This is a genomic window from Streptomyces sp. JW3 (genome assembly GCF_052216785.1).
In the GTDB taxonomy this organism is placed as follows: Bacteria; Actinomycetota; Actinomycetes; order Streptomycetales; family Streptomycetaceae; genus Streptomyces.
On record NZ_JBQOUX010000023.1, the window covers coordinates 1 to 23,112 of the forward strand.

Annotated in this window: 20 protein-coding genes; 5 read left to right on the plus strand and 15 right to left on the minus strand. The window is 73.9% G+C overall.

The window, feature by feature from the left end:
- Positions 1–259 (minus strand): phage holin family protein (locus tag ACTT8P_RS12460; protein ID WP_442831663.1); only part of this gene is annotated, 259 nt, incomplete at its 3' end.
- Positions 260–340: 81 nt separating this feature from the next.
- On the opposite strand from ACTT8P_RS12460, the gene ACTT8P_RS12465 reads away from it, so the two are divergent.
- Positions 341–688 carry a VOC family protein gene (locus ACTT8P_RS12465; protein WP_442831664.1) on the plus strand — a complete coding sequence of 116 codons (348 nt, stop codon included), beginning with the start codon at positions 341–343 and terminating at the stop codon, positions 686–688.
- Positions 689–736: 48 nt separating this feature from the next.
- Here the strand turns inward: ACTT8P_RS12465 and ACTT8P_RS12470 are convergent, their stop codons facing one another.
- From ACTT8P_RS12470 to ACTT8P_RS12510, 9 genes are all read right to left on the minus strand, one after another.
- Positions 737–1,288 carry a GNAT family N-acetyltransferase gene (locus tag ACTT8P_RS12470; RefSeq protein ID WP_442831665.1) on the minus strand — a complete coding sequence of 184 codons (552 nt, stop codon included), beginning with the start codon at positions 1,286–1,288 and terminating at the stop codon, positions 737–739.
- Positions 1,289–1,309: 21 nt separating this feature from the next.
- Entirely contained in the window at positions 1,310–2,233 is a 924-nt protein-coding gene (locus ACTT8P_RS12475) for a S66 peptidase family protein (protein WP_442831666.1), read from the minus strand.
- Complete coding sequence (locus ACTT8P_RS12480; protein WP_442831667.1) at positions 2,230–4,236, minus strand: prolyl oligopeptidase family serine peptidase; 2,007 nt, start codon at positions 4,234–4,236, stop codon at positions 2,230–2,232. The genes ACTT8P_RS12475 and ACTT8P_RS12480 overlap by 4 nt, the downstream gene beginning before the upstream one ends.
- A 3-nt stretch (positions 4,237–4,239) precedes the next feature.
- Positions 4,240–5,544: a M20/M25/M40 family metallo-hydrolase gene (locus ACTT8P_RS12485; RefSeq protein WP_442831668.1), complete on the minus strand. Its 1,305-nt coding sequence runs from the start codon at positions 5,542–5,544 to the stop codon at positions 4,240–4,242.
- Complete coding sequence (locus tag ACTT8P_RS12490; RefSeq protein WP_442831669.1) at positions 5,537–6,370, minus strand: M55 family metallopeptidase; 834 nt, start codon at positions 6,368–6,370, stop codon at positions 5,537–5,539. Before ACTT8P_RS12490 ends, ACTT8P_RS12485 begins: the two co-directional genes overlap by 8 nt.
- A 48-nt stretch (positions 6,371–6,418) precedes the next feature.
- Positions 6,419–7,201, minus strand: coding sequence for an alpha/beta fold hydrolase (locus tag ACTT8P_RS12495; RefSeq protein ID WP_442831670.1), 783 nt, complete (start codon positions 7,199–7,201; stop codon positions 6,419–6,421).
- Positions 7,202–7,295: 94 nt separating this feature from the next.
- Positions 7,296–8,195, minus strand: a complete 900-nt coding sequence (locus tag ACTT8P_RS12500) for an aldo/keto reductase (RefSeq protein ID WP_442831671.1) — start codon at positions 8,193–8,195, stop codon at positions 7,296–7,298.
- Positions 8,192–9,058, minus strand: a complete 867-nt coding sequence (locus tag ACTT8P_RS12505) for a helix-turn-helix domain-containing protein (RefSeq protein ID WP_442831672.1) — start codon at positions 9,056–9,058, stop codon at positions 8,192–8,194. Before ACTT8P_RS12505 ends, ACTT8P_RS12500 begins: the two co-directional genes overlap by 4 nt.
- A 62-nt stretch (positions 9,059–9,120) precedes the next feature.
- Positions 9,121–9,735, minus strand: a complete 615-nt coding sequence (locus ACTT8P_RS12510; RefSeq protein WP_442831673.1) for a TetR/AcrR family transcriptional regulator — start codon at positions 9,733–9,735, stop codon at positions 9,121–9,123.
- Positions 9,736–9,862: 127 nt separating this feature from the next.
- Between ACTT8P_RS12510 and ACTT8P_RS12515 the strand changes: the two genes are divergently transcribed.
- Both ACTT8P_RS12515 and ACTT8P_RS12520 read left to right on the plus strand, forming a co-directional pair.
- Positions 9,863–11,302, plus strand: a complete 1,440-nt coding sequence (locus ACTT8P_RS12515) for an FAD-binding oxidoreductase (RefSeq protein ID WP_442831674.1) — start codon at positions 9,863–9,865, stop codon at positions 11,300–11,302.
- Between the two features lie 3 nt (positions 11,303–11,305).
- Positions 11,306–12,265 carry an SAM-dependent methyltransferase gene (locus tag ACTT8P_RS12520; RefSeq protein ID WP_442831675.1) on the plus strand — a complete coding sequence of 320 codons (960 nt, stop codon included), beginning with the start codon at positions 11,306–11,308 and terminating at the stop codon, positions 12,263–12,265.
- Between the two features lie 18 nt (positions 12,266–12,283).
- Here ACTT8P_RS12520 and ACTT8P_RS12525 read toward each other — a convergent pair whose 3' ends face one another.
- The 4 genes from ACTT8P_RS12525 to ACTT8P_RS12540 form a co-directional block, all read right to left on the minus strand.
- Positions 12,284–13,009 carry a class I SAM-dependent methyltransferase gene (locus ACTT8P_RS12525; RefSeq protein WP_442831676.1) on the minus strand — a complete coding sequence of 242 codons (726 nt, stop codon included), beginning with the start codon at positions 13,007–13,009 and terminating at the stop codon, positions 12,284–12,286.
- 121 nt (positions 13,010–13,130) lie between these two features.
- A complete protein-coding gene (locus ACTT8P_RS12530; protein ID WP_442831677.1) occupies positions 13,131–15,548 on the minus strand; it encodes a SpoIIE family protein phosphatase in 2,418 nt (805 codons plus the stop codon).
- Positions 15,549–15,705: 157 nt separating this feature from the next.
- Positions 15,706–18,129, minus strand: a complete 2,424-nt coding sequence (locus tag ACTT8P_RS12535; RefSeq protein ID WP_442831678.1) for an MFS transporter — start codon at positions 18,127–18,129, stop codon at positions 15,706–15,708.
- 162 nt (positions 18,130–18,291) lie between these two features.
- Positions 18,292–18,735, minus strand: a complete 444-nt coding sequence (locus tag ACTT8P_RS12540; RefSeq protein ID WP_442831679.1) for an SRPBCC family protein — start codon at positions 18,733–18,735, stop codon at positions 18,292–18,294.
- 170 nt (positions 18,736–18,905) lie between these two features.
- On the opposite strand from ACTT8P_RS12540, the gene ACTT8P_RS12545 reads away from it, so the two are divergent.
- Positions 18,906–19,937, plus strand: coding sequence for an Rv2578c family radical SAM protein (locus ACTT8P_RS12545; RefSeq protein WP_442831727.1), 1,032 nt, complete (start codon positions 18,906–18,908; stop codon positions 19,935–19,937).
- 353 nt (positions 19,938–20,290) lie between these two features.
- Here ACTT8P_RS12545 and ACTT8P_RS12550 read toward each other — a convergent pair whose 3' ends face one another.
- A complete protein-coding gene (locus ACTT8P_RS12550; protein ID WP_442831680.1) occupies positions 20,291–20,869 on the minus strand; it encodes an adenylosuccinate lyase in 579 nt (192 codons plus the stop codon).
- A gap of 353 nt (positions 20,870–21,222) precedes the next feature.
- Here ACTT8P_RS12550 and ACTT8P_RS12555 point away from each other — a divergent pair, with 353 nt between their 5' ends.
- The gene (locus ACTT8P_RS12555) at positions 21,223–23,055 is read left to right on the plus strand and encodes a 3-hydroxyacyl-CoA dehydrogenase family protein (RefSeq protein WP_442831681.1); all 1,833 of its coding nucleotides are present in this window, start codon (positions 21,223–21,225) and stop codon (positions 23,053–23,055) included.
- Positions 23,056–23,112 lie beyond the last annotated feature (57 nt).

The following is a 23,112-nucleotide window of genomic DNA, read 5'->3' on the forward strand; positions in this document are numbered from 1 at the left end:
GCAGATAGGCGGCGCCGGCCAGCAGCGCGGCGGTGATCAGCGCGGCGGCCCAGCCGGGCAGCCCGATCGCCAGCGCGAGACCCACGGCGAGTGCCACGGCCGCGCCCGCGTAGAGCGCGGCGGCGCCGGACGCCGCGTACAGCGTCGCCGTACGACGCTGCTTGCGGGTCTGCTCGCGCAGCTCGTCCCGGATGGTCTCCCGGGCCACCTGGGCCAGTTCGTCGACCAGGTGCTTGTCCAGATGCTCCAAGTGTGCCATTCGGTCGTCCATGGCTGCCGGGTACCCGCAACCCGGCGGTCCATGGGCGGGGCGCCGCCGACGCCAACTAGGCTTTTCCGCATGGACATTCTGGGAGCCACCCTGCGCATCTACGTCGACGACCTGGACAAGGCGATCCCCTTCTACGAGGGTCTCGCCGGCGGCCGAGCCATGCGGTTCGAGCGCGGCGGCGTCCAAGTGGCGGCGGTCGGCTGCTTCTTGCTGATGAGCGGCCCGGAGTCTCAGCTGGAGGTGTTGCGCAAGGTGGTCGCGACGATCGCCGTGACCGATGTGGAGGAGACGGCCCGGGTGCTGACCGAACTCGGCGGCGAGGTCGTCGCGGGCCCGCTGCCGACCCCCGCCGGCCGCAATCTGATCGCCCGTCATCCGGACGGCGCGGTGTACGAGTACGCCGACCGCCGGGCCTGACACGGCCCCTGCGCGGGACCGCCGGGCCTGACACAGTCCCCGCGCGGATCAGCCGGACGGGACCGTCTCGGCGGTGATCGCCCACCGCTGGTGGTCCCGCCAGGCCCCGTCCACGTGCAGCATCCGGGGTGAGAAGCCCTCCAGCCGGAAGCCGCAGGCGCGGGCCAGCGCGATGGAGGCGGCGTTGCCCGGCTGGACGTTGATCTCCAGCCGGTGCAGCCGCATCGGCCCGAAGGCGTACCGCACGACGAGGCCGAGCCCTTCGCGCATCAGCCCGCGCCCGGCGGCGTGCGCGAACGCCCCGTAGCCGAGCGCGCCGCTGAGGAAGCCGCCCTCGACGATGTTGTTGATGTTGATGAACCCGGCGATACCGCCGTCGCCCAGGTCGCACACCAGGAACCCGGCCTTGCTCGGGTCCTCGATCAGCCGGCCCGCGTACTGCGCGTACGCCTCGGCGCTGTCCGGCGGGAACAGCCAGGGGTGGTGCAGATCCTTGCTCTGTCGGGTCCGGGCGGTGAACTCGGCGCCGTCGCCGAGCGTGAAGTGACGTATGCCCACCCGGGGGCCCGCGGCGAGGTAACGGCACGTGTCGTACGGCATCCCGTCACCCTACGCCGCACCTCAGCGCAGTGCCGGTGCGGCCAGGACCAGCGTGCCCGCGTCCGCGTCCAGCTCGGCCCGCACCCCGAACGGCATGGTCAGCGCGCCTTCGCAGTGCCCGAACCCGAAGTCCTCGGCGATGGGCACGCCGAGGCCGCCGAGCCGGTCCAGGAGCAGTGCCCGGACCCGGCCGGGGCTCTCGCACCCCTCCCAGGAGCCGAGCAGCACCCCGCGCACACCGTCCAGCCAGCCGGCCCGCAGGAGTTGGGTGAGGTAGCGGTCGAGGCGGTACGTCTCCTCCCCCACGTCCTCCAGGCAGAGCAGTCCGCCGCGCGCGCCGGGCCGGGCGTGGGCGGTGCCCAGTTCGGCGGCGAGCAGGCAGAGGCAGCCGCCGAGGGTGACGCCCCGGGCCCGGCCGGAGACCAGCGGCGTCCCGCCGGAGGTGATCGTGCGGACCGTCTCCGGGGCGAACAGGGTGGCCTTCAGGTGCTCCTGGGCCCGGCCGTTCTTCAGGAAGTCGACGCCCGCCGCCATCGGCCCGTGCAGGGTGACCAGGCCGAGCCGGACGGCGAACGCCTCGTGCAGCGCGGTGATGTCGCTGAAGCCGACGAAGACCTTGGGTCCGGCGGCGCGCAGCGCGTCCCAGTCGAGCAGGTCGACGACGCGCTGGGCGCCGTAGCCGCCGCGGGCGCACAGCACCGCGTCGATGGACGGGTCGCACCAGGCGCTCTGGAGGTCGGCGGCCCGGTCGGCGTCGGCGCCGGCCAGGTAGTCGAAGGTGCCGTGCCGGTCCAGGACGTGCGGGGCGAGCACCGGGTCGAGGTCCCAGCCGCGCAGCACGTCCAGGCCGGCCTGGAGCCGCTCCTCGGGCACCGGTCCGCTGGGCGCGACGACGGCCACCCGGGCGCCGGGGGCCAGTCGCGCGGGCCGGGTCAGGTCGTTCACTCGGTCAGCTCCAGGGTGGGGATGCCGGGCACCTTCAGCCCGAACACCTGCGCGTACAGGGAGAGTTCCGCCTCCAGGGCGCGGACCAGGGTGGCCGCCTTGCGGAAGCCGTGCCCCTCGCCCTCGAAGGTGAGGTAGGCGTGCGGCACGCCGCGGCCGGCCACGCGGGCCAGGAACCGTTCGCACTGCGCGGGCGGGCAGATCACGTCGTCCAGCCCCTGGAGCAGCAGGAACGGCGCGGTGACCCGGTCGGCGTGGGCGGCGGGCGAGCGCTGCGCGTACCGGGCGGGCACCTCGGCGTACGGGCCGATCAGGGACTCCAGGTAGCGGGACTCGAAGTCGTGGGTGTCACCGGCGCCCCAGCTGGTCAGGTCCAGGACGGGGTACAGGATCGTGCCGCAGGCGTAGACGTCGGTGGTGGCCAGCGAGGCGGCGCCGGTCCAGCCGCCCGCGCTGCCGCCGCGCACGGCGAGCCGGCTGCGGTCGGCGGTGCCCTCGGCGGCGAGGGCGAGCGCGACGGCCGCGCAGTCCTCGACGTCGACCACGCCCCACTGCTCGCGCAGCCGCTCGCGGTACTGGCGGCCGTGTCCGGTGGAGCCGCCGTAGTTGACCTCGGCGACGCCGATGCCCCGGGAGGTGAAGTAGGCGATCTCCAGGTCGAGGACGAGCGGGGACCGGCTGGTGGGGCCGCCGTGCGCCCAGATGACGTACGGCGGGAGTTCGTCGGCGGGGGCGACGCAGCCGGGGTGGTGCGGCGGGTAGACGTGCGCGTGCACCTCGCGGCCGTCGGGTGCGGTGAAGGTGCGGATCTGCGGCTCGGGGTAGTGGGCGGGGTCCACGGCGTCGTCGTGCGCGGCGCCGATCACCCGGGCCCGGCCGGTCCGGGCGTCCAGTTCGACCACCTCGTAGGCGCTGCGCGGGCTGGCGCCGACCGCCGCGATCCTCCCCCACCCTACGGTCGGGGGGACCCCCATCTCGCTTCGCTCGCCGTACGCGGCGATCCCGGCGGCGAACTCGGTCCACGGGCCGGCCGCGTCGACCACCTCGCCGGTCTCCGGGTCGAGGACGCCGAGGGCGGTGGCGCCGCGCCCGTGCACGACGGCGACCAGGCCGTTGTCCAGCGGCGCGAACCAGCGCAGGCCCAGCTTCCACAGCGGCCCGCCGAACTCCTCCTCGCGGGGGCACAGCGGCCGGCCGTCGCGGTACAGGTTCCACCAGCCGGTGCGGTCACTGGAGTACAGCAGGTGGCCGTCGCGGTCCCAGTCGGCCTGCGCGATGGACTCCTCGGGGCCGCCCGCGACGGTCCGGGCCGGGCCGAAGGTGCCGTCGGCGGCGACCTCGGCGACCAGCAGTTCGGTGCCGTCCCAGGGCATCCGGGGGTGGTCCCAGGCCAGCCAGGCCGCCTGCCGTCCGTCCGGGGCGAGCCGGGGCCCGGTGACGAACCGGTGCCGCCCGTCGCTCAGTTCGCGTACGGCCGCGCGGTCCTCGGCGGCCGAGCCGTCCAGCGGTACGGCGGCCAGGACGCGGCGTACGTCGCCGGGTCCGGCGCCGGTGAACTCCTCCAGCACGCACCACACCTCGCCCCGCGCCGGCAGCGGCTGCGGCTCCGCCCAGCGCAGTCCGCCGCCGACCGCCGAGACGGGGGTGAGCGGGCGCGGCGGACCGCCGCCCGGCCGCCACCGGTACAGCCGCTGGTCGGCGAAGTTCACGAACACAACCAGCGGACCGTCACCGTCCGGCACCGCCGCCCAGGACCGGCCGCCGTACTCGATGACCCGGCTGCGCACGTTCCACGGGGCGGGCAGCAGGTCCTCCTCGGCGCCGTCCGCGCGCCGCCTCACCAGGGCCCGCCGGCCGCCCTCGGCGGGCCGGGGCTCGGTCCACCACACCTCCGCGCCGACGAAGCCCACCTCGTCGGGGCGCCCGTCGTGCGCGGCGGCGAGCGCCGCGTCGATGGGCGAGGGCCACGATCCGTACGCCAGGGTCCGCACTGTCTCCCCCACTCGCTAAGCCGTCCGCAGGAACCGGTCGAGCACCCGCACCCCGAAGTGCAGCGCGGCCACGGGGACCCGTTCGTCCACCCCGTGGAAGAGCGCCTGGTAGTCGTAGCCCTCGGGCAGCCGCAGCGGGGTGAAGCCGTAGCCGGTGATGCCGAGCCGCGAGAACTGCTTGGCGTCCGTGCCGCCCGACATGCAGTACGGCACCACGTGCCCCTCCGGCGCGAACTCCTCGACGGCGGCCCGCATCCGGGCGTACGTCGGGGAGTCGACCGGCGACTGGAGGGCGACCTCGCGGTGGGCGAACTCCCAGTCCACGTCGGGTCCGGTGAGCCGGTCCAGGGTGGCCCGGAACTCGTCCTCGCCGCCGGGCAGATAGCGTCCGTCGACGTAGGCGGTCGCCTCGCCCGGGATGACGTTGAGCTTGTAACCGGCGTCCAGCATGGTCGGGTTGGCGCTGTTGCGGACGGTCGCCTCGACCAGCTTGGCAGCCGGCCCGAGCTTGTCAAGGAGCGCGTCCACGTCGCCGAGGTCGGTCTCGATGCCGTACAGCGCGGCGAGTTCGGTGAGCGCGGCGCGGACCGTGGGGGTCGGCCGCAGCGGCCACTCGTGTTCACCGATCCGGGCGACGGCGGCGGCCAGCCGGGTGACCGCGTTCTCCCGGTTGACCTTGGAGCCGTGGCCGGCCCGGCCGCGCGCGGTGAGCTTCAGCCAGCCGGTGCCGCGTTCGCCGGCCGCGATCGGGTAGAGCTGCCGGCCGGCGCCGTCGTGGAAGGTGAACGCGCCGGACTCGCTGACCCCCTCGGTGCAGCCCACGAACAGCTCGGGATGGTGGTCGGCGAGGAACCCGGAGCCGTCCTCGGCGCTGGCCTCCTCGTCGGCGGTGAACGCGATCACCACGTCCCGCCGGGGCCGCACCCCGTGCCGGGCCCAGCCGCGCACGACGGCCAGGATCATCGCGTCCATGTTCTTCATGTCGACCGCGCCGCGCCCCCAGACGACGCCGTCGCGGACCTCGCCGGAGAACGGGTGCGTGCTCCAGTCGGCGGCCTCGGCCGGCACCACGTCCAGGTGGCCGTGGAGCAGCAGCGCGTCGGCCGCCGGGTCGGTGCCCTCGACCCGGGCCACCACGTTCGTACGGCCTTCGGTGCGCTCCAGCAGGACGGGTTCGAGGCCCGCCTCGGCGAGCCGCGCGGCGGCGTACTCGGCGGCCGGGCGCTCCCGGCAGTCGCCGCCGCCCCGGTTGGTGGTGTCGATCCGGATCAGGTCGGAGGTGAAGCGGACGACCTCGTCGAGGGCCTGTTCGTCAGCCATAGGTCTCCTCCACGGCGGCCGAGGCGATCGTGGTGACCGCCTTGAAGGTCCGGATGCCCTCGTACATGGTGCCGGTGGTGTACGCCACCTTGCGCTCACCGACCCGCTCGACGCCCGGCACCACGGTCGAGGCGGCCGCCAGGTGCTCGGCGTCGAACTCGACCGCGACGGTGAACGGGCCGCCGTCGACCGGCTCGTGCCGCACCGCGAGCGACGCCGCCTCCTTGGCCGCCGCCCGGATGTCGGCGGCGGTCCGGGCGGGCGTCCGGCACACCGCCGCGTACCGCGAGACATGGTCCTTGACCGCGACCTTCAGCGCCTCGGGCGCGTATCCGAGGGCGTCCTCGCAGGCCACGTCGTCCCCGGTGACCAGCACCACCGGGACGCCGTACTCCGCGACGACATGCGCGTTGAGCAGCCCCTCGCTGGCCCGTACGTCGTTCAGCCAGACGCCGGTGATCTGGTTGGCGAGGTAGGTGTGGGCGAGCACGCCCTCCATGCCCGCGCCCGCGTGGTAGCCGACGAAGGCGATGCCGTCCACGTCGCCGTGCTGCACGCCCTCCACCATGGACAGCGCCTTGTGACGGCCGGTGAGCATCTGCGCGCGTTCGTCCAGCCGTTCGAGGAGCAGGTTGCGCATGGTCCAGTGCGCCTCGTTGACGAGGACCTCGTCGGCGCCGCCGTCCAGGAAGCCGCGTACGGCGGCGTCGACGTCCGAGGTGAACATCGACCGGCACCGCTCCCACTGCGGCGTCCCCGGCAGCACGTCGGCCGGCCAGGTCACCCCGGTGGCGCCCTCCATGTCGGCGCTGATCAGGATCTTCATGCACAGGACGCTACAGGCCGCCGAATGGGGTGGCCAGGGCATCGGGGTTCAGCGTTGCCGCTCCGGGAGGCGGCGGACGAAGTCCAGCAGCAGGGCGCAGAACACCGTGGGCTGTTCCAGCGGCGCGAGGTGCCCGGCGGCGGGGATGACCACGGCCTGGCCCGCGCCGAGGTCGCGGGCCAGTCCCTCGCCGCCCTCGAAGAAGTCGGGCATGTCGTGTTCACCGACGCCGACCAGGGCGGGGACGGTCAGGGTGCGCAGCGCCGCCGTTCCTTCGCCGAGCGGGTCCGCCGCCAGTGGCGGCTCGCCGTGGGCGAGTTGTTCGCCGAGCCGGCGGCGGAGCATACGGGCGGTGTGCGCACGTACTTCGTCGCTCGCGCCGGCCGAGGTCCACGCCTCGACGCCGGCTGTCACCGCCGCGTCCAGGTCGCCGGCGGCGAGCGCCGTCCGTTCGGCGTCCCAGGCGGCTCGCAGCCGTGGGGAGGCCGGCTGGTCGTGCGGCCGGTATCCGACGAGCACCAGGCCCTCGACCCGCTCGGGTGCCGTGACGGCGGTCTGGAGCGCCACCAGGGCGCCGAGCGAGTTCCCGGCCAGGACGAAGCGGTCGGCGCCCAGGTGGTCGAGCGTGTCGAGGACGTCCGTCCAGGGGGCCACCGCACGGTCTTCGGGCACGAGCGCGTCGCCATGGCCGGGCAGGTCCAGGGCGATGGCCCGCACCCCGGCGCCGGCGAGCAGGGGCAGATGGGCGGCCCACATGGTGCGGTCGGTGGGACGAGCGTGCAGCAGGACGACGGGACGGCCTCGGCCCGCTTCCTCGGAGGGCAGCAGCATGGCAGCTCTTCTCTTCGGCAGGAAAAAACAGGAAAAAAGGGGGGGGACAGGAGGCGAAGGAGGCGGGAGGCCCGTCGCGCCCCCGGAACGGCCGTTACGCCGCGGCGGTCAGTTCGTCGGTCTCCGCGTCGGTCAGCCGCAGGGTCGCCGCCGCCAGGTTCTCCTCCAGGTGCGCGACCTTGGAGGTACCGGGGATGGGGAGGACGACCGGGGAGCGGGCCAGCAGCCAGGCCAGGGCCACCTGCGACGGGGCGGCGTGGTGGGCGGTCGCGATCCGGTCGACCGGGCCGCCGGGGCGGGCCAGTCCACCGGCGGCCACCGGCGCCCAGGGAATGAAGCCGATGCCGTGGCGGGCGCAGTACTCCAGGACGTCGGCGGAGCCGCGGTCGGTGAGGTTGTAGCGGTTCTGGACGGTGGCGATCTCCGCGATCGTGCGGGCCTGCTCGATCTGGCCGACGGTGACCTGGGACAGTCCGATCGCGACGATCCTGCCCTCGTCCTGGAGCTTCTTCAGCTCGCCGACCTGGTCCTCCAGCGGGACCCGCGGGTCGACGCGGTGCAGTTGGAACAGGTCGATGTGGTCCACGCCGAGCCGGCGCAGACTCATCAGGGCCTGCTGGCGCAGGTACTCCGGGCGGCCGACCGGCGGCCACGCCGCCGGACCGAGGCGCACCAGTCCCGCGTCCGTCCTGATCACATCGGGCCCGTTGCGGGTCAGCCCGGCCTTGGTCGCGATCAGCACGTCGTCGCGGTAGGGATGGACCGCCTCCCGGATGATCTCCTCGCTCACATACGGGCCGTAGGAGTCCGCGGTGTCGATCAGCCGCACGCCGGATTCGACGGCGCGGCGCACCACCCGGACGCACTCCTGACGGTCGTCGGGCTCACCCCACACCCCGAGTCCGGTCAGCCGCATGGCGCCGAAACCGAGCCGGGGGACCTGCTTGCCGGCTATCTCGAAGGTACCGGCGGCGTCGGACAGAGCGGCGGTCATGATCGGGACACTCCTTCCTCCGCGGCAGCGGCCCGGTCCGTCACGGCCGCTTCCCGCTCGGCCGGCCGGCGGAGCAGGACCAGGGCGTCGGCGTCGGCGCTGCCGGGTTCCGCGCTGTAGACGGACAGGTGCTGTCCGGGAGCGCTGGTGACGGCGAGCGCCTCGAAGTGCAGCCGCATCTCCCCGACCCGCGGGTGCCGGAAGTGCTTGTCCTCGTGGGTACGGGGGCGGACCTCGTAGCGCGCCCACAGGCCGGTGAACGCGGGGCTGCGCACGCTCAGTTCGCCGACCACCCGCTCGATCCGCTCGTCCTGCGGGAACTGCGAGGAGGAGGCCCGCAGGTTGCCCACCGCGATCCGGGCCGCGTGGTCCCAGTCGGCGTAGAACTCGCGCGCGAAGGGGTCCAGGAAGATCATCCGCAGCAGGTTGTCGTACCGGACGAAACCGCCGTACAGCTCCCGCGCCATCGCGTTGGCCGCCAGCACGTCCTGCGCGGCACCGACCACGAAAGCCGGCTCCTCGCGCATGCCGTCCATCATCCGCAGCAACTGCGGGGCGACAGTCGTCGCGGCGGCCGCCGTCCCGAAGGCGGACCGGCCCAGCCGGAAGAGATGGGCGGCCGCCGCGTCGTCCAGCCGCAGCGCCACGGCGATCGCCCGCAGCACCTGCTCGGACGGGTGCCGCTCACGGCCCTGCTCCAGTCGGATGTAGTAGTCCGTGCTCACCCCGCCCAGCAGCGCCACCTCGTCACGCCGCAGCCCCGGCACCCGCCGCGGCCCGTCGTCGGGTACCCCCACGTCTCCCGGCGCGAGGGCCGCCCGGCGGGCGCGCAGGTAGTCACCGAGTTCGTTCACGCTTTCCATGACCGCCACGCTAATCGCGGCCGGTCATCGGGGCGTGGGTGCGCCGCACCCACCCGGCGGGCTCAGGGTGCCGAGCGCAGGGTGACGGCGGCTTGCCGGACGAGCCAGTGCTCGGCCTGGTCGAAGGTCCAGCCGTTGTCGTCGACCAGCGTGAAGAAGCCCGCGTAGCCGAAGTAGAACCACAGCACGTCGGCCGCCTGCCGCACCGTGCGGCCGGGGTGCAGGCCGCCGACCTCGTGGAGCCGCTCGGCGAGGGCGAGGACCGCCTCCCGGTACCGCCCGGTCGCGACGCGCAGCCCCTCGGCGACCGCGGTGTGGTGCGGGGCGGTGGCCAGTGCCACCCGCATGATGTCCCCGTACTCCTCACGCATGCTCCGCACCGTGGCGGCCGCGTTTCGCAGGATCTCGTCCGGGTCGGTGAGTTCCGCCCCGCGGCGGCGGGTCTCCGCGACGATCGGGGCCTGGCTCCACAGGTCGACGAGCGTACCGATCAGCCCCTGCTTGCCGCCGCCGACCGCGTAGACGGTCGCGGGCGCGACCCGGGCGGCTTTGGCGATGTCCTCGACGGTGGTCGCGAAGTACCCCTGCTCGGCGAAGATCCGGCGGGCCGCGTCGACGATGGCGGCGCGGGTCGCTTCCGCGTACTCGGCGCGCCTGCTGGTGGGCGATGAAGTCATGGTCCGGCGAGCTTAGCCGGTGAGGTGCTTCCAGAGCTGTCAGCCATTGATCAGAGATTGACTCCAATGAGCCGAGCGATACTCTGAAACCCGTCAGCGACCGCTCTTCGAGGCGAAGGCAGCCCCCGTGACCACATCGACGAACGAACCGGCCGACAAACGGACGGCCCGGCTGGCCGACACCCTTCGCCGCACCGTCGACGTCGACCGGATCGTCACCTCCGGGCCCGCCTACGACGCCGGCGTGCACGTGTGGAACGGCGCGGTCGCACACCGCCCCGGCGTGGTCGTCCGCTGCGCCGGCGCCGCCGACGCCCGAGCGGCGGTGCTGGCCGCCCGGGAGCACGGTGTCGCGTTCTCGGTGCGCGGCGGCGGGCACGACTGGGCCGGCCGGGCGCTGCTCGACGGCGGCCTGACCATTGACCTGTCCGGCCTGCGCTCGGTGCGGGTGGACCCGGCCACAGGGGTGGCCGAGCTGGCCGGCGGCGCGACCGGCGCCGACCTCGCCCGCGCCGCCCAGCCCTTCGGCCTGACCGCGGTGACCGGCACGGTCGGCTCCGTCGGCATGGTGGGCCTGAGCCTCGGCGGCGGCTACGGGCCGTTGAGCGGCCGGTTCGGGCTCGCCCTGGACAACGTGCTGTCCGCGGACGTGGTGCTCGCCGACGGCTCACTGGTCACGGCCGACGCCGAGCACGAGCCGGAGCTGCTGTGGGCGCTGCGCGGCGGTGGCGGCAATTTCGGTCTGGTCACCGCGATGCGCGTCCAGCTCCACCGGCCCCCGACGCTGCTGTCCGGCCGCATCCTGTTCCCCTGGGCGCAGGCGTCCTCGGTGCTGGCCCGGCTCGCCGAGCTGGTGCCCGAGGGGCCCGACGAGCTGACCGTGCAGTGCGGCTTCCTCGCCGGCCCGGACGGGGCGCCCGTGGTGTTCGTCATACCTACGTGGAGCGGCGACGACGACCGGGCCGGCGAGGCGACGCTGGCCCGGCTCACCGCCCTCGGCGAGCCGCTGGTCGCCCGGCTCGGCCGCACCACCGGCCTGGACCTGCTGGCCGGCACCGACGCGATGTTCCCGTTCGGCAAGCACGTCGAGATCCGCCCGCGGACGGTCCCCGTCCTCACGCCCACCGTGCGGGCGGCCCTCGTCGACGCGGGCGACACCCTGACCTCGCCGCTGTCCGCCGTGTCCCTGCACAGCCTGCACGGCGCCGCGTCCCGGACGCCCGCGACCGACACGGCGTTCGCACACCGCGCCCCCCATCTCATGGTGGAGACCATCGCCCGCTGGGAACCAGGCGATCCCCGGGAACCGGAACACCGCGCGTGGGCCCGTGACCTGTCCACGGCACTGGCGGCCGAGGCCGCGCCGGGTGGTTACCCCAATCTGCTCGGCCCCGACGAGACCGAGCAGATCGCGCACGCCTACGGACCGAACACCGAACGACTGCTCGCGGCGAAGCGCCGATTCGACCCCGACGGGGTGTTTCACGCGACTCCCCTGCCGGTCCTGACCGGCAGGACCGAACCGGGTCCGGGTCATGACGTGACGAACAAGACGAACAAAGGGTGAGGCATGAACGACGACGTCGAGCAGAACGACGATCCGCTGGCCGTCCTGGAAGGGCAGGCATGGGCGTTCGCCGCGGCGGTCGCGACCTTGCGGGAGGCCGGCACGGGCTCGTTGGAGAAGGCGCTGGCGGCCGACCCGGCACGCACCGCGGTGCTGGAGGCCGCGGGTGTGGTGCGCCGCGAGGGGGGCGAGGCGGTCGCCGTGCCCGCGCTGCGGGTCGGCGCCGGCTCCTCCAACGCGGCGTCCGCCCGGCTCAGTTCCCTGCGGCAGGCGCTCGCCGCCGCCGACGGCGAGGCCGCGACGGGGTGGGCGGCGCAGAGCGACGACGTACTGCTCGATCAGGGGCGTGCCTCCGCGGCCACCGGGCACGCGCTCGCCACCCGTCTGGTGCCCGCGCTGCCGGGACTGGCCGAGCGGGTCGCCGGCGCGGGCAGCCGGGTACTGGACATCGGCACCGGGACCGGGGCGCTCGCCCTCGCGCTCGCCCAGGACCTTCCGCACGTACGGGTGACCGGGATCGACAGCCTTGAGCGGGCGATCCGGCTGGCCCGCCGAGCACTGGACGCGGCGGGACCCGGCGCCGACCGGGTCGAACTGCGGCACCAGAACGCCGTCGATCTGCGCGAACAGGATCTCTACGACCTGATCTGGCTGCCCGCGCCGTTCCTCTCCCCCGACACGTTGCGGGCCTGCCTGCCACGCGTGGCGGCCGCCCTCACCGAAGGGGGGTGGCTGGTGGCCGGCACCAACCCGGCACCGCGCGAGCCGCTGCTCGCGGCCGTCGCGGACTGGAACGCGGCGCGCAACGGCGGCAGCGCCCTGACCTCGCACCGGATGACCGAGCTACTGGACGACCTCGGGTTCCAGGACCTGCGCCAGATCCCCACCGTGCCCGGCGGCCCGGTACTCGTGGCCGGCCGCTGCCCCGACCGCACTGCCGCCCGGGTGGTCGAACCGAGCTGAGCCGGGCCGAAACCTCGGTCACCCCGCGCGCCCGGCGACCAGCCAGATCGACGGCAGTTCGATCCGGGTGCCGTCCGGCCGGTACTCCGTGGTGATCAGCGGCAGTTCGCCCTGTCTGAGCACCTCGAGGCCGGCCGCCCGCAACTGCTCCGGCACCGCGTCGTCGACGAGGGTGCCGGGCGCGATGCCGTGCCGCAGCACCGGCACCAGTTTGGGCGGTGGCCCGTCGGCGTCCTCGGCGAGCCCGGACAGCACGGTCACCGCCGCCTCGGACGGCTCGACCAGGAAGGCCCGGCCGCGTGTGCCGAGCAGGGCGGCGAGTCCGTCGGCCAGCGGCTGCCGGTCCTCGGGTTCGCACTGGTGCAGTACCCCGCGCAGATAGACGTTGGCGTCGCCCAGTTCGGCGTGCAGCGTCTGCACCTCGGTCTTGTCGGCGGCGTCCAGTTGCCGGTACCCGGCCTGCCCCGCCGGGTCGGCGCGCCGGGCATGGTCGAGCGCGGCGGCGGACAGGTCGGCGCCGACGACGTGCGCGAAGCGGTCGGCGAGGTAGCGGGTCTGGGTGCCGTTGCCGCAGCCGAGGTCCACCATCGGCAGGCCGGGATCGGTCAGGTGCGGTTCGAAGAGGGCGAGATGACGGCCGGCGGTCAGGGCCGGTTCCGCGTCCCAGAACACCGCGTGCGGCGCGTCGGGTGCCTCGCGCCAGAACCCCTCCCAGGCGTCCCGGTACCGTCTTGCCACGCTCATGCCCGACTCCCCAGGGTGCGACGGTCCGGCCCGTCCCGAGTGACGGACCAGTACGGTCTACCGCGCACCGGACCGGGCCACAAGCGGACCTCGGTTTCCTTCACGGGTCCTTCGACGTCGTTCACCGTCGGGAGGGACGGCGGGGCAGGGTCAGTTCACACCAGACGGTCTTGCCGGTGGCGGTGCGGCTGGTGCCCCACTCCCGGGCGAGGGTGCTCACCACCAGCAGCCCGCGCCCGCGCTCGTCGCCGGGGCCGGCGTCGAGCAGGGTCGGCAGTTCGTGGTCGTCGTCGTCCACCTCGCACAGCAGGGTGTCGCCGCACACCAGGCGCAGCACGACGGGGCGGTGGGCGTGCCGTACGGCGTTGGTGACCAGCTCGCCGACCAGCAGTTCGGCGTGGTCGACGAGCGGCGCCAGGTCCCAGGCGCGCAGCTGTTCGCGGACCGCCGCGCGGGCCCGGCGGACCTCGGCCGGCTCGCGCTGAAGGCGCCATTCGGCGACCGCGTCGGGGGCGATGCCGCCCAGCCGGACCATCAGCAGGGCCACGTCGTCCTTACGGCCGCCGCGCGAGGCGAGGGTGCGGGTGATGGTGTCGCAGGCGTCGTCCATGGCGGCGGCCGGGTGCGCGGCGGACGCGCAGAGCGTGGCCAGTCCGACGCCGATGTCCTCGCCGCGCACCTCCACCAGGCCGTCGGTGCACATCACCAGCCGGTCGCCGCTCGCCACCGGCACCCGGACCGCCTCGAACGCCACCCCGCCGACGCCGATCGGCGCCCCGGTGGGCAGGTCGATCAGCTCGCTGCGGCCGTCCGCGGCGCGCACCAGGACGGGCGGGATGTGTCCGGCGTTGGCGAGGTGCAGTTCGCCGGCGATCGGATCGTAGACGGCGTACAGGCAGGTGGCGAGGTAGGTGTCGCCGAGCCGCTGGGCGAGGTCGTCGAGGCCGCGCAGCAGTTGCGCGGGCGGCAGGTCGAGGCCGGCCATGGTCTGTACGGCGGTGCGCAACTGGCCCATCATGGCGGCGGAGTTGAGGCCGTGGCCCATGACGTCGCCGACCACCAGCGCGGTGCGGGCGCCGGGCAGTTTGACCGCGTCGAACCAGTCGCCGCCGACCCGGCCGAGCAGCGTGCCGGGCAGGTAGCGGGTGGCGATGTCGCAGCCCGTCATGCGGGCCGGGATGTGCGGCAGCATGCTGTCCTGGAGCGTCTCGGCGACGTTCTCCTGGTGGGTGTACATCCGCGCGTTGTCCAGGACCAGGCCGGCCCGGGCGGCGAGTTCGGCGCCGGTCACCCGGTCCATGTCGTTGAAGACGGTGCGGTCGGGGTGGCGCAGCAGGATCATGAAGCCGAGGACGACCTGCCGGGCCTTGAGCGGGACGACCAGCATGGACCGGCCGGTGATCAGCGGCCGGATGTCCCGCTTCTCGAACTGGGAGGCGACGGCGTGGCCCATCTCCTCGGTGATCCGGGGCACCAGGACGGGGTCGCCGCTGGTCATGCACTGGAAGAACGGGGTGTGCGCCGGGAACGGCATCGCCTCGCCGACCGGCACCACGTCGTCCCAGCGGCCCGGTTCGTCGGTGTGTTCGAGGGCGACCCGGTGCCACAGGGTGGTGGTGTCGGGCACACCGTCGGGGAAGCCCTCGCCGGCCACCACCTGTTCGCGCAGATAGGTACCGGCCACGTCGGTGAAGCGGGGCACGACGGCCCGGCTGACCTCGACGATGGTCTCGGCGAGGTCCAGGGAGGTGCCGATCCGGCCGCTGACGTCGTTGAGGAATTCAAGGCGCTCGCGGACGGCGGCGTACTCCAGGTCCTGCGTCTCGTCCAGCGGTTCGCCGGGCGGCGGTGGCTCGCCGGGGGACGGCGGCCGGGCGGTCCGCTGCCGGACGGCCCGCCGGGACACTCCCCAGTCGGGCGTGACGGGCACCCGGTGGTCCTGGCTGAACTCCAGCACGGGATAGCCGAGTTCGAGGATCTGGGCGACGATGCGGGCGCCTTCGCCGACGCTCATGCTGGGCAGGATCTCGGGCAGCCGGCGGGCCAGTTCGTCGGCGCCGGGGAAGTCGGTGTGCAGGGCGAAGCCGGGGGCGATCCGCTCCGCCACGGCCGCCGCGCCGCCGTCCGCCGGGCACAGCGCGCCCGCGTCGGCGGCGAGCACCAGCAGCCGCTCCCGCCCGGGGCCCACCAGCGGGTACGCCCACCACAGGACGTCGATGCGGCCCCGCTCGGGAACGGTGAGCCGGGCCCGGCCGGCGGACGGGTAGGACAGCCGTCCGCCGAGGGCGGAGGACTCCAGGTCGGGGCCCAGGGAGTCGTAGCCGGGGTGGCAGCCGAGCGGGAAGGGGTCGTCCGCCTCGGGCAGGGCGCCGGAGACGGGCAGCAGGTCGAGGGCCGGGCGGCCGATGGCCGCGTCCTTCGGGAGCGTGAACAGGCGCCGCGCGCCCCGGCTCCAGTGGGAGACCAGTCCGTCCCGGTCCACCACGGCCACGGCCAGCGGGATGCGGCCGGGCGCGGGCTGCTCGGTGCCACGGTCCATGGCGTCAGGCCCTCTCTCCCCGCGGCTCGGCAAGATCTGTGCACCGCCCTCACCACCGTAGAGCCGCGGCCTTGCGGGATGTGCGGGGAACCGGAAATCGGCGGCGCGGAAAAGCACCGGCGCGCGCCCCGCGCGCCGGTGGCACGGCGCGGTCCGCTCAGTCCTCGTGGCCGAGCTGGAGGTCGCGTTCGGTACGGCCGCCGCCGGCCACCTGGAGCACGGTGGCGACCGGCGGGTAGCCGGCGGCGATGACGGTGTACTCGCCGGACGACAGGTCGACGAACCGGAAGGTGCCGTCGGCCCCGGTGGTGAGGGTGTCGACGACGTTCCCGGCGGCGTCCAGCAGGGTCACCCGGGCGTCCTCGACGGGCCGTCCGCCGCCGGCCCGGACGGTGCCCTTGAGCACCGCGCCGCCCGCGAGTTCGATGTCCTGCCTGGTCTCCCGGGACGCCTGGACGGTGACCGGCAGCGCGGCCGGGCGGAAGGCGGGAGCGCTGCCGGCCAGGGTGTATTCGCCGGCGACCAGTTCGGTGATGACGTAGCCGCCCTCGCGGCCGCTGCGGGTCGAGGCGACCACCTCGCCGTGCACGTTGGTGAGGGTGACCATGGCGTCCCGCACCGGGGTGCCGTCGGCGGTGGTGACGGCGCCCGCGAGGCGTCCGGCGCCGCCGAGGACGACGTCGAGTTCGACCGGGCGTTCGCCGACGGTGACGGAGACGGCCTGCGGCTGGTGGCCGCCGGCCGCGGCGATCAGCACGTAGGACCCGGTGCCGGGGGTGGCCAGCGCGTACCGTCCGTCACCGCCGCTGGCGCCGCGCCCGATCTGCTGCCCGGCGGCATCGATGAGGGTGAGCGCCGCGCGGGGCACGACGGTGCCGTCGGGATGCTGCACCGTGCCGCAGACCGGGACGCCGCCGGGGTAGGGCGAGCGAAGCGAGGTGGGGGTCCCCCCGCCCGAAGGGTGGGGGAGGGCGGGCGGGACCGGAGCCATGGGCTGCGCGGTCTCCGTCGTCTCGGTCACGGGCGCGTTGTGGGACACGAGCGGTTTCTCCTTGAGGAAGAAGGCGAGGAACAGGCCGAGCACGAGCACCGGCACGAGGTACAGGAAGATCCGCGGCATGGCGTCGGCGTACGCCTGGATGTAGGCGTCGCGCAGCGCGGGCGGCAGCGAGTGGACGAGTTGCGGGGTGATGGCGTCGGCGTCCGGCAGCCCGGCACCGGCCGGCAGCCGCTCGGCGAGGGCGTCGGTGAGCCGGCCCGCGAACAGCGTGCCGAAGACCGCCGCGCCGACGCTGCCGCCGATCTGCCGGAAGTAGTTGTTGGCGCTGGTGGCGGTGCCCAGGTCGGCGGGGCGCACGGAGTTCTGCACGGCGAGCACCAGCACCGGCATCACCATGCCGATGCCGGCGCCGAGGACGAACATCCAGACGCTGTACTGGAGTCGGGGGGTGTCCACGTCGAGGCGGGAGAGCAGCCACATGCCGACGACGGAGAGGGCGCCGCCGAGGATCGGGTGGATCCGGTAGTGCCCGGTACGGCTGATCAGCTGTCCGGAGACGACCGAGGCGCCGACGATGCCGCCCATCATCGGCAGCATCAACAGCCCGGACTCGGTGGCGGAGGCGCCGTCGACCATCTGGAGGAAGGTCGGCAGATAGCTGGCGGCGCCGAACAGGGCGACGCCGACCACCAGGCCGACCAGTCCGGTGATGGTGAAGACGGAGTCACGGAACAGCCGCAGCGGGATGAGGGGTTCGGCGGCGAACCGCTCGGCGGCCAGGAAGAGCAGGGTGGCCGCGAGCGCCCCCGCGCCGAGCCCGAGGATGACCTCGGAGCCCCAGTCGTACTCGACCCCGCCCCAACTGGTCAGCAGCACCACACAGGTGGAGGCGGCGGCCAGCAGCAGCGCGCCGAGGACGTCGAGGCGGGCCCGGACGCGTGGCTTGGGCAGCTTCAGGACGACGGCGACGACGACCATGGTGAGCAGGCCGAAGGGGACGTTGATGTAGAAGCACCAGCGCCAGGAGAGGTGGTCGGTGAAGTAGCCGCCGAGCAGCGGTCCGGCGACCGAGGCGAGGCCGAAGGCGGCGCCGATCAGGCCCATGAACCGGGCGCGTTCGCGGGGCGGCACGATGTCCGCGATGATCGCCTGCACGCCGATCATCAGGCCGCCCGCGCCGACGCCCTGCACCGCGCGGTAGGCGATCAGCTGGTCCATGGTCTGGGCCCGGCCGGCCAGCGCGGAGCCGATGACGAAGACCAGGATGGCGAACTGGAAGACGCCCTTGCGGCCGAAGAGGTCGCCGAGCTTGCCGTAGATGGGCAGGCCCACGGTGGAGGTGAGCAGGTAGGCGGTGATCGCCCAGGACATCTTGTCCAGGCCGTGCAGCTCACCGACGATCTTCGGAAGCGCGGTGGCGACGATCATCTGCTCCAGCGCGGCGAGCAGCAGCGCGAGCATCAGGCCGATGAAGACCAGCCGGACCCGGCGCGGGCTGAGCGCGGCGGCCGGCGGCGGGGCGGTCGGGTCGGGGGGCGCGACGACGGCCGGCTCGTCCTGCACCAGAGTGATCCCGCCCACGTACCGCTCCCCTTAGTCGCAATTCGTCGCCTGAGCGCACCATTTCCGCTCAGGCGACAACTGCGAACACATGCGAGGGGTTACGGCGTCCGGCGCGGCCGCGCGCAGATCACTCGAACCGGTGAGGCGGCCGCCAACGGCCGCCCCACACGCGGCTCTTGGCTACTTCTCCACCTCGGCGGCGAGCTTGGCGAGCTCCGCGTCGTAGATCCGGGCCAGGCCCTTGGGGGCGAAGGTCTTCTCGAAGAAGCCGCCGATGCCGCCCGCGCCGTTCCACACCGTGGTGACGACGACGCGCGAGCGGCCCTCGCCGGACGGGGTGACCCGCCAGGTGGTGACCATCGAGGAGTTGCGGTCCTTCTCGACCAGTTCGCCGTCGGAGGGTTCGGTGACCTCCAGCAGGCAGTCGCGGATCCGCTTGCTGGTGGCCTGGAGCTTCCAGTGCACGACGGTGCCCTCGCCGTCACCACCCTCGCGGACCTCGTACTCGCTGAACTGCTCGGGCAGCAGTTTCGCGCGGGTGCCGCTGTAGTCGGCGAGCGCGTCGAACACCGTCTCCGCGTCGGCGGCGACGATCCGCTCGGTGGTGGCCTCGACCTGCGCCATCGGGTTCCTCCAGGGCCTGGTGCTGAGGGGTCGGGGCAAGCCAACCACCCCGCCGCCCGGCCACCAAATCGAAGGGCGTCCGGCGGCCAGGGGCGGCCCCCGGACCTCGGACCGCACGATCAAGGGAACGTATGTTCTATTCTGTGTTCCTGCACTACCGAGGAGGCACCATGCGCTGGGAGAACCTCTCCGAGTCCGGTCACGGCCGGGCGGCCGACGCCGCGCTGTTCGACGCGGACGCGGTCACCACCCGCACCTTCGAGGCGCCGGAGTTCCAGGGGATCACCTTCCACGAGGTGCGGGCCCGCTCGATCGTCAACCGGGTGCCGGGCGCCTCCCGGCTGCCGTTCGAATGGACGGTGAACCCCTACCGGGGGTGCACGCACGCGTGCGTCTACTGCTTCGCGCGCAAGACGCACAGCTATCTGGACCTCGACACGGGTCTGGGTTTCGACAGCCAGATCGTGGTGAAGGTGAACGCGCCCGAACTGCTGCGCCGCGCCCTGTCCTCGCCCTCCTGGCGGGGCGAGCACATCGCGATGGGCACCAACGTCGATTGTTACCAGCGGGCCGAGGGACGCTACCGGCTGATGCCGGGCATCATCGACGCCCTGACCGAGCGCGCGAACCCCTTCTCGATCCTCACCAAGGGCACGCTGATCCTGCGCGACCTGGACGCGCTGACCCGGGCCGCCCGAGTGACCGACGTCGGCATCTCCGTCTCGGTCGGCTTCACCGACGCCGCCCTGTGGCGCACCGTGGAGCCGGGCACGCCCGCGCCGGAGCGGCGCCTGGACGTCGTACGGGCGCTCGGGGCGCGCGGCATCGGCTGCGGGGTGCTGATGGCGCCGGTGATCCCGTTCCTCGGCGACGACCCCGGCCAACTGCGGGCGACGGTCCGGGCGATCGCGGCGGCCGGGGCGACCTCCGTGACGCCCCTCGTGCTGCATCTGCGGCCCGGCGCCCGGGAGTGGTTCATGGCCTGGCTCGGGCACCACCACCCGCACCTGGTGCGCCGCTACGAGCGGCTGTACGCGGAGGGCGCCTACGCCCCGAAGTGGTACCAGCGCCGGATCACCCGGCAGGTGCACGACCTCGCCCGGGAGTACGGCATCGGGCCGGCCCGCGCGGGAGCCTCCCGGCAGCTCACGGAACCGGCTGCTCCGGTACCGCCCGAGCCGACCCAGCTCACCCTGCTGTGAACTCTCACCCCGAGATCATTGGAGGGCAACAAGCGACCCGATTGGGTCAATTATTGGCAGGACATGTTCTGCAGGAGCGCTTGCTTTGTCGCGGACATGACCCCCCTGCCCGACACCTGTCTGTTGGCTTCGTCGGCCGTCCAGGTCACCGCATCGTGTCCGGCGTCCGGCGTCGTCCTCGTCCGCCCGGAGTTCCTGGTGACTCCTCCCCCTCATGAAGGAGGGGACTTCTCGCTAGGCCGGGTTGGCGTTGCGACGGACCAGCCCGGCCCGTAGGACGTTCAGGGCGCCCACTGTGTCCGCGTGCGCCTGGTGGCGGACTGTCGGACTGCCGGGCTGACGGGCCTGACGCCTCAGTTCCGTCGTGAGGGCAGCCGTTTCAGCGCCCGTACCGCCGCCGCCGCCAGGGCCGGGTGGGCCAGGGCCTCGTTGAGGACCGGGGCGGCCCGGGGGTCGGCGAGGGTGCCGAGGCCCTCGACGCAGGCGAGTGCCACCCGGCGGTACGGGTCGTGCGGGCGCAGCCGGCGGCGCAGGGTGGTGATCAGCGCGGGGACGGACTCGGGGGCGCGCAGTTCGGTCAGCAGGCGGACCGGGTGCAGGGCGTAGGCGACGCGCAGCTCGTTGGTGGCGAGCGCGGCGGCGGCGCGGGCGGTGCGGGGGTCGCCGAGCCGGGCGAGGGCGTACGCGGCGCTGGCACAGCGCGGCGGGTCGCGGTGGTTGAGCAGCAGTACGAGCGCCTCGAAGGCCCGCCGGTCGCCGGCCACGCCCAGCCGGAACGCGGCCAGTTCCCTGGCCCACAGCGGCTGTCCGGGCCCGGTGAGCACCTCGGCCAGTTCGCCGTGGTCGCCGGTCGCCACCAGCCGGCCGAAGGCCGGCGAGCCCCCCGACTCCGCCCGTAAACGCTCCGTGAGCGTACGCAACTCTTCGTCCATGGGACCGAGGCTAGAGGGGTCCTCGGCGGTATGGGACGTGGATCACCAACCCGGAGGTCTGGCGCGCTCGTTACCCGCAAGTTAGGCTCAGACGAGCGAGTGACCCACTCGTGTTCGTCTCGCGGCGGTCTGGTGACGCGGCCGCCGTGGGAGCAGTGCGACTCGGCCCGGGGACTGGGCCGGTCGGTCCGCCGGGCGTGCCCGCCAGTGAGCCCGGTGGCACCCAGTGCCGCGGTGTGGACGCTGTCGCAACGGCTGCCGCACCCCGCATGCCCCGCACCTCTCCCGTACGCCCCCGCGCGCCGTCCGGCGTGCCGGGCGCGTTTCCGTCGTCACCTTCCTGGAGTCCCGCGATGGCCGCTCCCCGCTCCGACGCTCCGCTCTCCGACACTTCCCGCGCCGCCACTCCCCCGTCCCCGCTCCGGACCGTCGCCGTGGTCGGCCTCGGCACCATGGGCACCGGCATCACCGATGTGCTGGCCCGGGCCGGCCGCGAGGTCGTCGGCATCGACATCGGCGAGGCCCAGGCCGCCAGGGCGGTCGCCGCGCTGGAGACCTCCACCGCCCGGTCCGTGGCCCGCGGCCGGCTGACCGAGCGGGAGCGCACGGACGCCCTCGCCCGGGTCCGGGTCGCCACCGACCTGCGGGCCGCCGCCGACGCCGACCTGGTGATCGAGGTGGCGCCGGAGTCGTACGAGGTCAAGCAGCGGATCTTCCGGGAACTGGACGGCATCGTGCGGCCCGGCACGATCCTGGCCACCGGCACCAACGCGCTGTCGGTGACCCGGCTGGCCGCCGACTCCGCGCACCCCGAGCGCGTGCTGGGCCTGCACTTCTTCAACCCGGCCCCGGCGATGAAGCTGGTCGAGATCGTCTCCTCGGTGCTCACCGCGCCCGGCGCCGTCGCGGCCGTCACCGACCTCGCGCTGGACCTCGGCAAGGAGCCGGTGGCGGTCGGCGACCGGCCCGGTTTCGTCGCCGACGGCCTGCTGTTCGGCTACCTCAACCAGGCGGCGGCGATGTACGAGGCGCGGTACGCCTCCCGGGAGGACATCGACGCGGCGATGCGGCTGGGCTGCGGCCTGCCGATGGGCCCGCTGGCCCTGCTCGACCTGATCGGCATCGACACCGCGCGCACCGTCCTGGAGGCCATGTACGCCGCCTCCCGCGACCGGCTGCACGCCCCCGCCCCGATCCTGCGCCAGCTCAGCGAGGCCGGCCTGACCGGCCGCAAGGCGGGCCGCGGCTTCTACACCTACGACGGTCCGGGCGGCACCACCGTCGTCCCCGACCCGCTCACCCCGAGCGAGAGCGCCGCCCCGGTCCCCGGCCGTGCGGTGCGCGCGGTGGGCGTGGCCGGTTCGGGCACGATGGCGTCCGGGATCGCCGAGGTGTTCGCGAAGGCCGGGTTCGAGGTGGTGCTCGCCGCCCGCAGCGCGGCGAAGGCCGAGGCCGCCCGGGCCCGGATCGGCAAGTCCCTGGCCCGGTCCGTCGACAAGGGCCGGCTGACCGCCGAGGCCGCCGCGCGCACGCTGGACCTGATCACGCCCACCGGCAGCTACGACGACTTCGCCGACGTCGACCTGGCGGTGGAGGCGGTCGCGGAGGACCTGGAGGTCAAGCGGCAGCTGTTCGCCACCCTGGACAAGGTCTGCAAGCCCGGCGCGGTGCTCGCCACCACCACCTCCTCCCTGCCGGTCGTCGCCTGCGCCCGCGCCACCTCGCGCCCGCAGGACGTGATCGGCATGCACTTCTTCAACCCGGCGCCGGCCATGAAGCTGGTCGAGGTGGTGCGCACGGTGCTGACCGCCGACGATGTGCACGCCACCGTCCGGGAGGTGTGCGCCAAGGTCCGCAAACACCCGGTGGACTGCGGCGACCGGGCCGGGTTCATCGTGAACGCGCTGCTGTTCCCGTACCTGAACAACGCGGTGAAGATGGTGCAGGAGCACTACGCGACCCTCGACGACATCGACGCGGCGATGAAGCTCGGCGGCGGCTATCCGATGGGCCCCTTCGAGCTGCTGGACGTGGTCGGTCTGGATGTCTCGCTGGCCATCGAGAAGGTGCTGCACCGCGAGTTCCGCGACCCGGGGCTGGCGCCGGCGCCGCTCCTGGAGCACCTGGTGGCCGCGGGCTGCCTGGGCCGGAAAACGGGCCGCGGTTTCCGCGAGTACGCCCGCTGACCGGGGCCGGCGCGGACCGGGGTTCTCCCGCCCGGGGGACCCCGGCCGTGCGCGGCG

Coding starts and splice junctions, on each gene's coding strand:
- ACTT8P_RS12465 (WP_442831664.1), top strand. CDS start 341: ATGGACATTCTGGGAGCCACCCTGCGCATCTACGTCGACGACCTGGAC.
- ACTT8P_RS12470 (WP_442831665.1), bottom strand. CDS start 1,288: ATGCCGTACGACACGTGCCGTTACCTCGCCGCGGGCCCCCGGGTGGGC.
- ACTT8P_RS12485 (WP_442831668.1), bottom strand. CDS start 5,544: ATGGCTGACGAACAGGCCCTCGACGAGGTCGTCCGCTTCACCTCCGAC.
- ACTT8P_RS12490 (WP_442831669.1), bottom strand. CDS start 6,370: ATGAAGATCCTGATCAGCGCCGACATGGAGGGCGCCACCGGGGTGACC.
- ACTT8P_RS12495 (WP_442831670.1), bottom strand. CDS start 7,201: ATGCTGCTGCCCTCCGAGGAAGCGGGCCGAGGCCGTCCCGTCGTCCTG.
- ACTT8P_RS12500 (WP_442831671.1), bottom strand. CDS start 8,195: ATGACCGCCGCTCTGTCCGACGCCGCCGGTACCTTCGAGATAGCCGGC.
- ACTT8P_RS12505 (WP_442831672.1), bottom strand. CDS start 9,058: ATGGAAAGCGTGAACGAACTCGGTGACTACCTGCGCGCCCGCCGGGCG.
- ACTT8P_RS12510 (WP_442831673.1), bottom strand. CDS start 9,735: ATGACTTCATCGCCCACCAGCAGGCGCGCCGAGTACGCGGAAGCGACC.
- ACTT8P_RS12520 (WP_442831675.1), top strand. CDS start 11,306: ATGAACGACGACGTCGAGCAGAACGACGATCCGCTGGCCGTCCTGGAA.
- ACTT8P_RS12525 (WP_442831676.1), bottom strand. CDS start 13,009: ATGAGCGTGGCAAGACGGTACCGGGACGCCTGGGAGGGGTTCTGGCGC.
- ACTT8P_RS12530 (WP_442831677.1), bottom strand. CDS start 15,548: ATGGACCGTGGCACCGAGCAGCCCGCGCCCGGCCGCATCCCGCTGGCC.
- ACTT8P_RS12540 (WP_442831679.1), bottom strand. CDS start 18,735: ATGGCGCAGGTCGAGGCCACCACCGAGCGGATCGTCGCCGCCGACGCG.
- ACTT8P_RS12545 (WP_442831727.1), top strand. CDS start 18,906: ATGCGCTGGGAGAACCTCTCCGAGTCCGGTCACGGCCGGGCGGCCGAC.
- ACTT8P_RS12550 (WP_442831680.1), bottom strand. CDS start 20,869: ATGGACGAAGAGTTGCGTACGCTCACGGAGCGTTTACGGGCGGAGTCG.
- ACTT8P_RS12555 (WP_442831681.1), top strand. CDS start 21,223: ATGGCCGCTCCCCGCTCCGACGCTCCGCTCTCCGACACTTCCCGCGCC.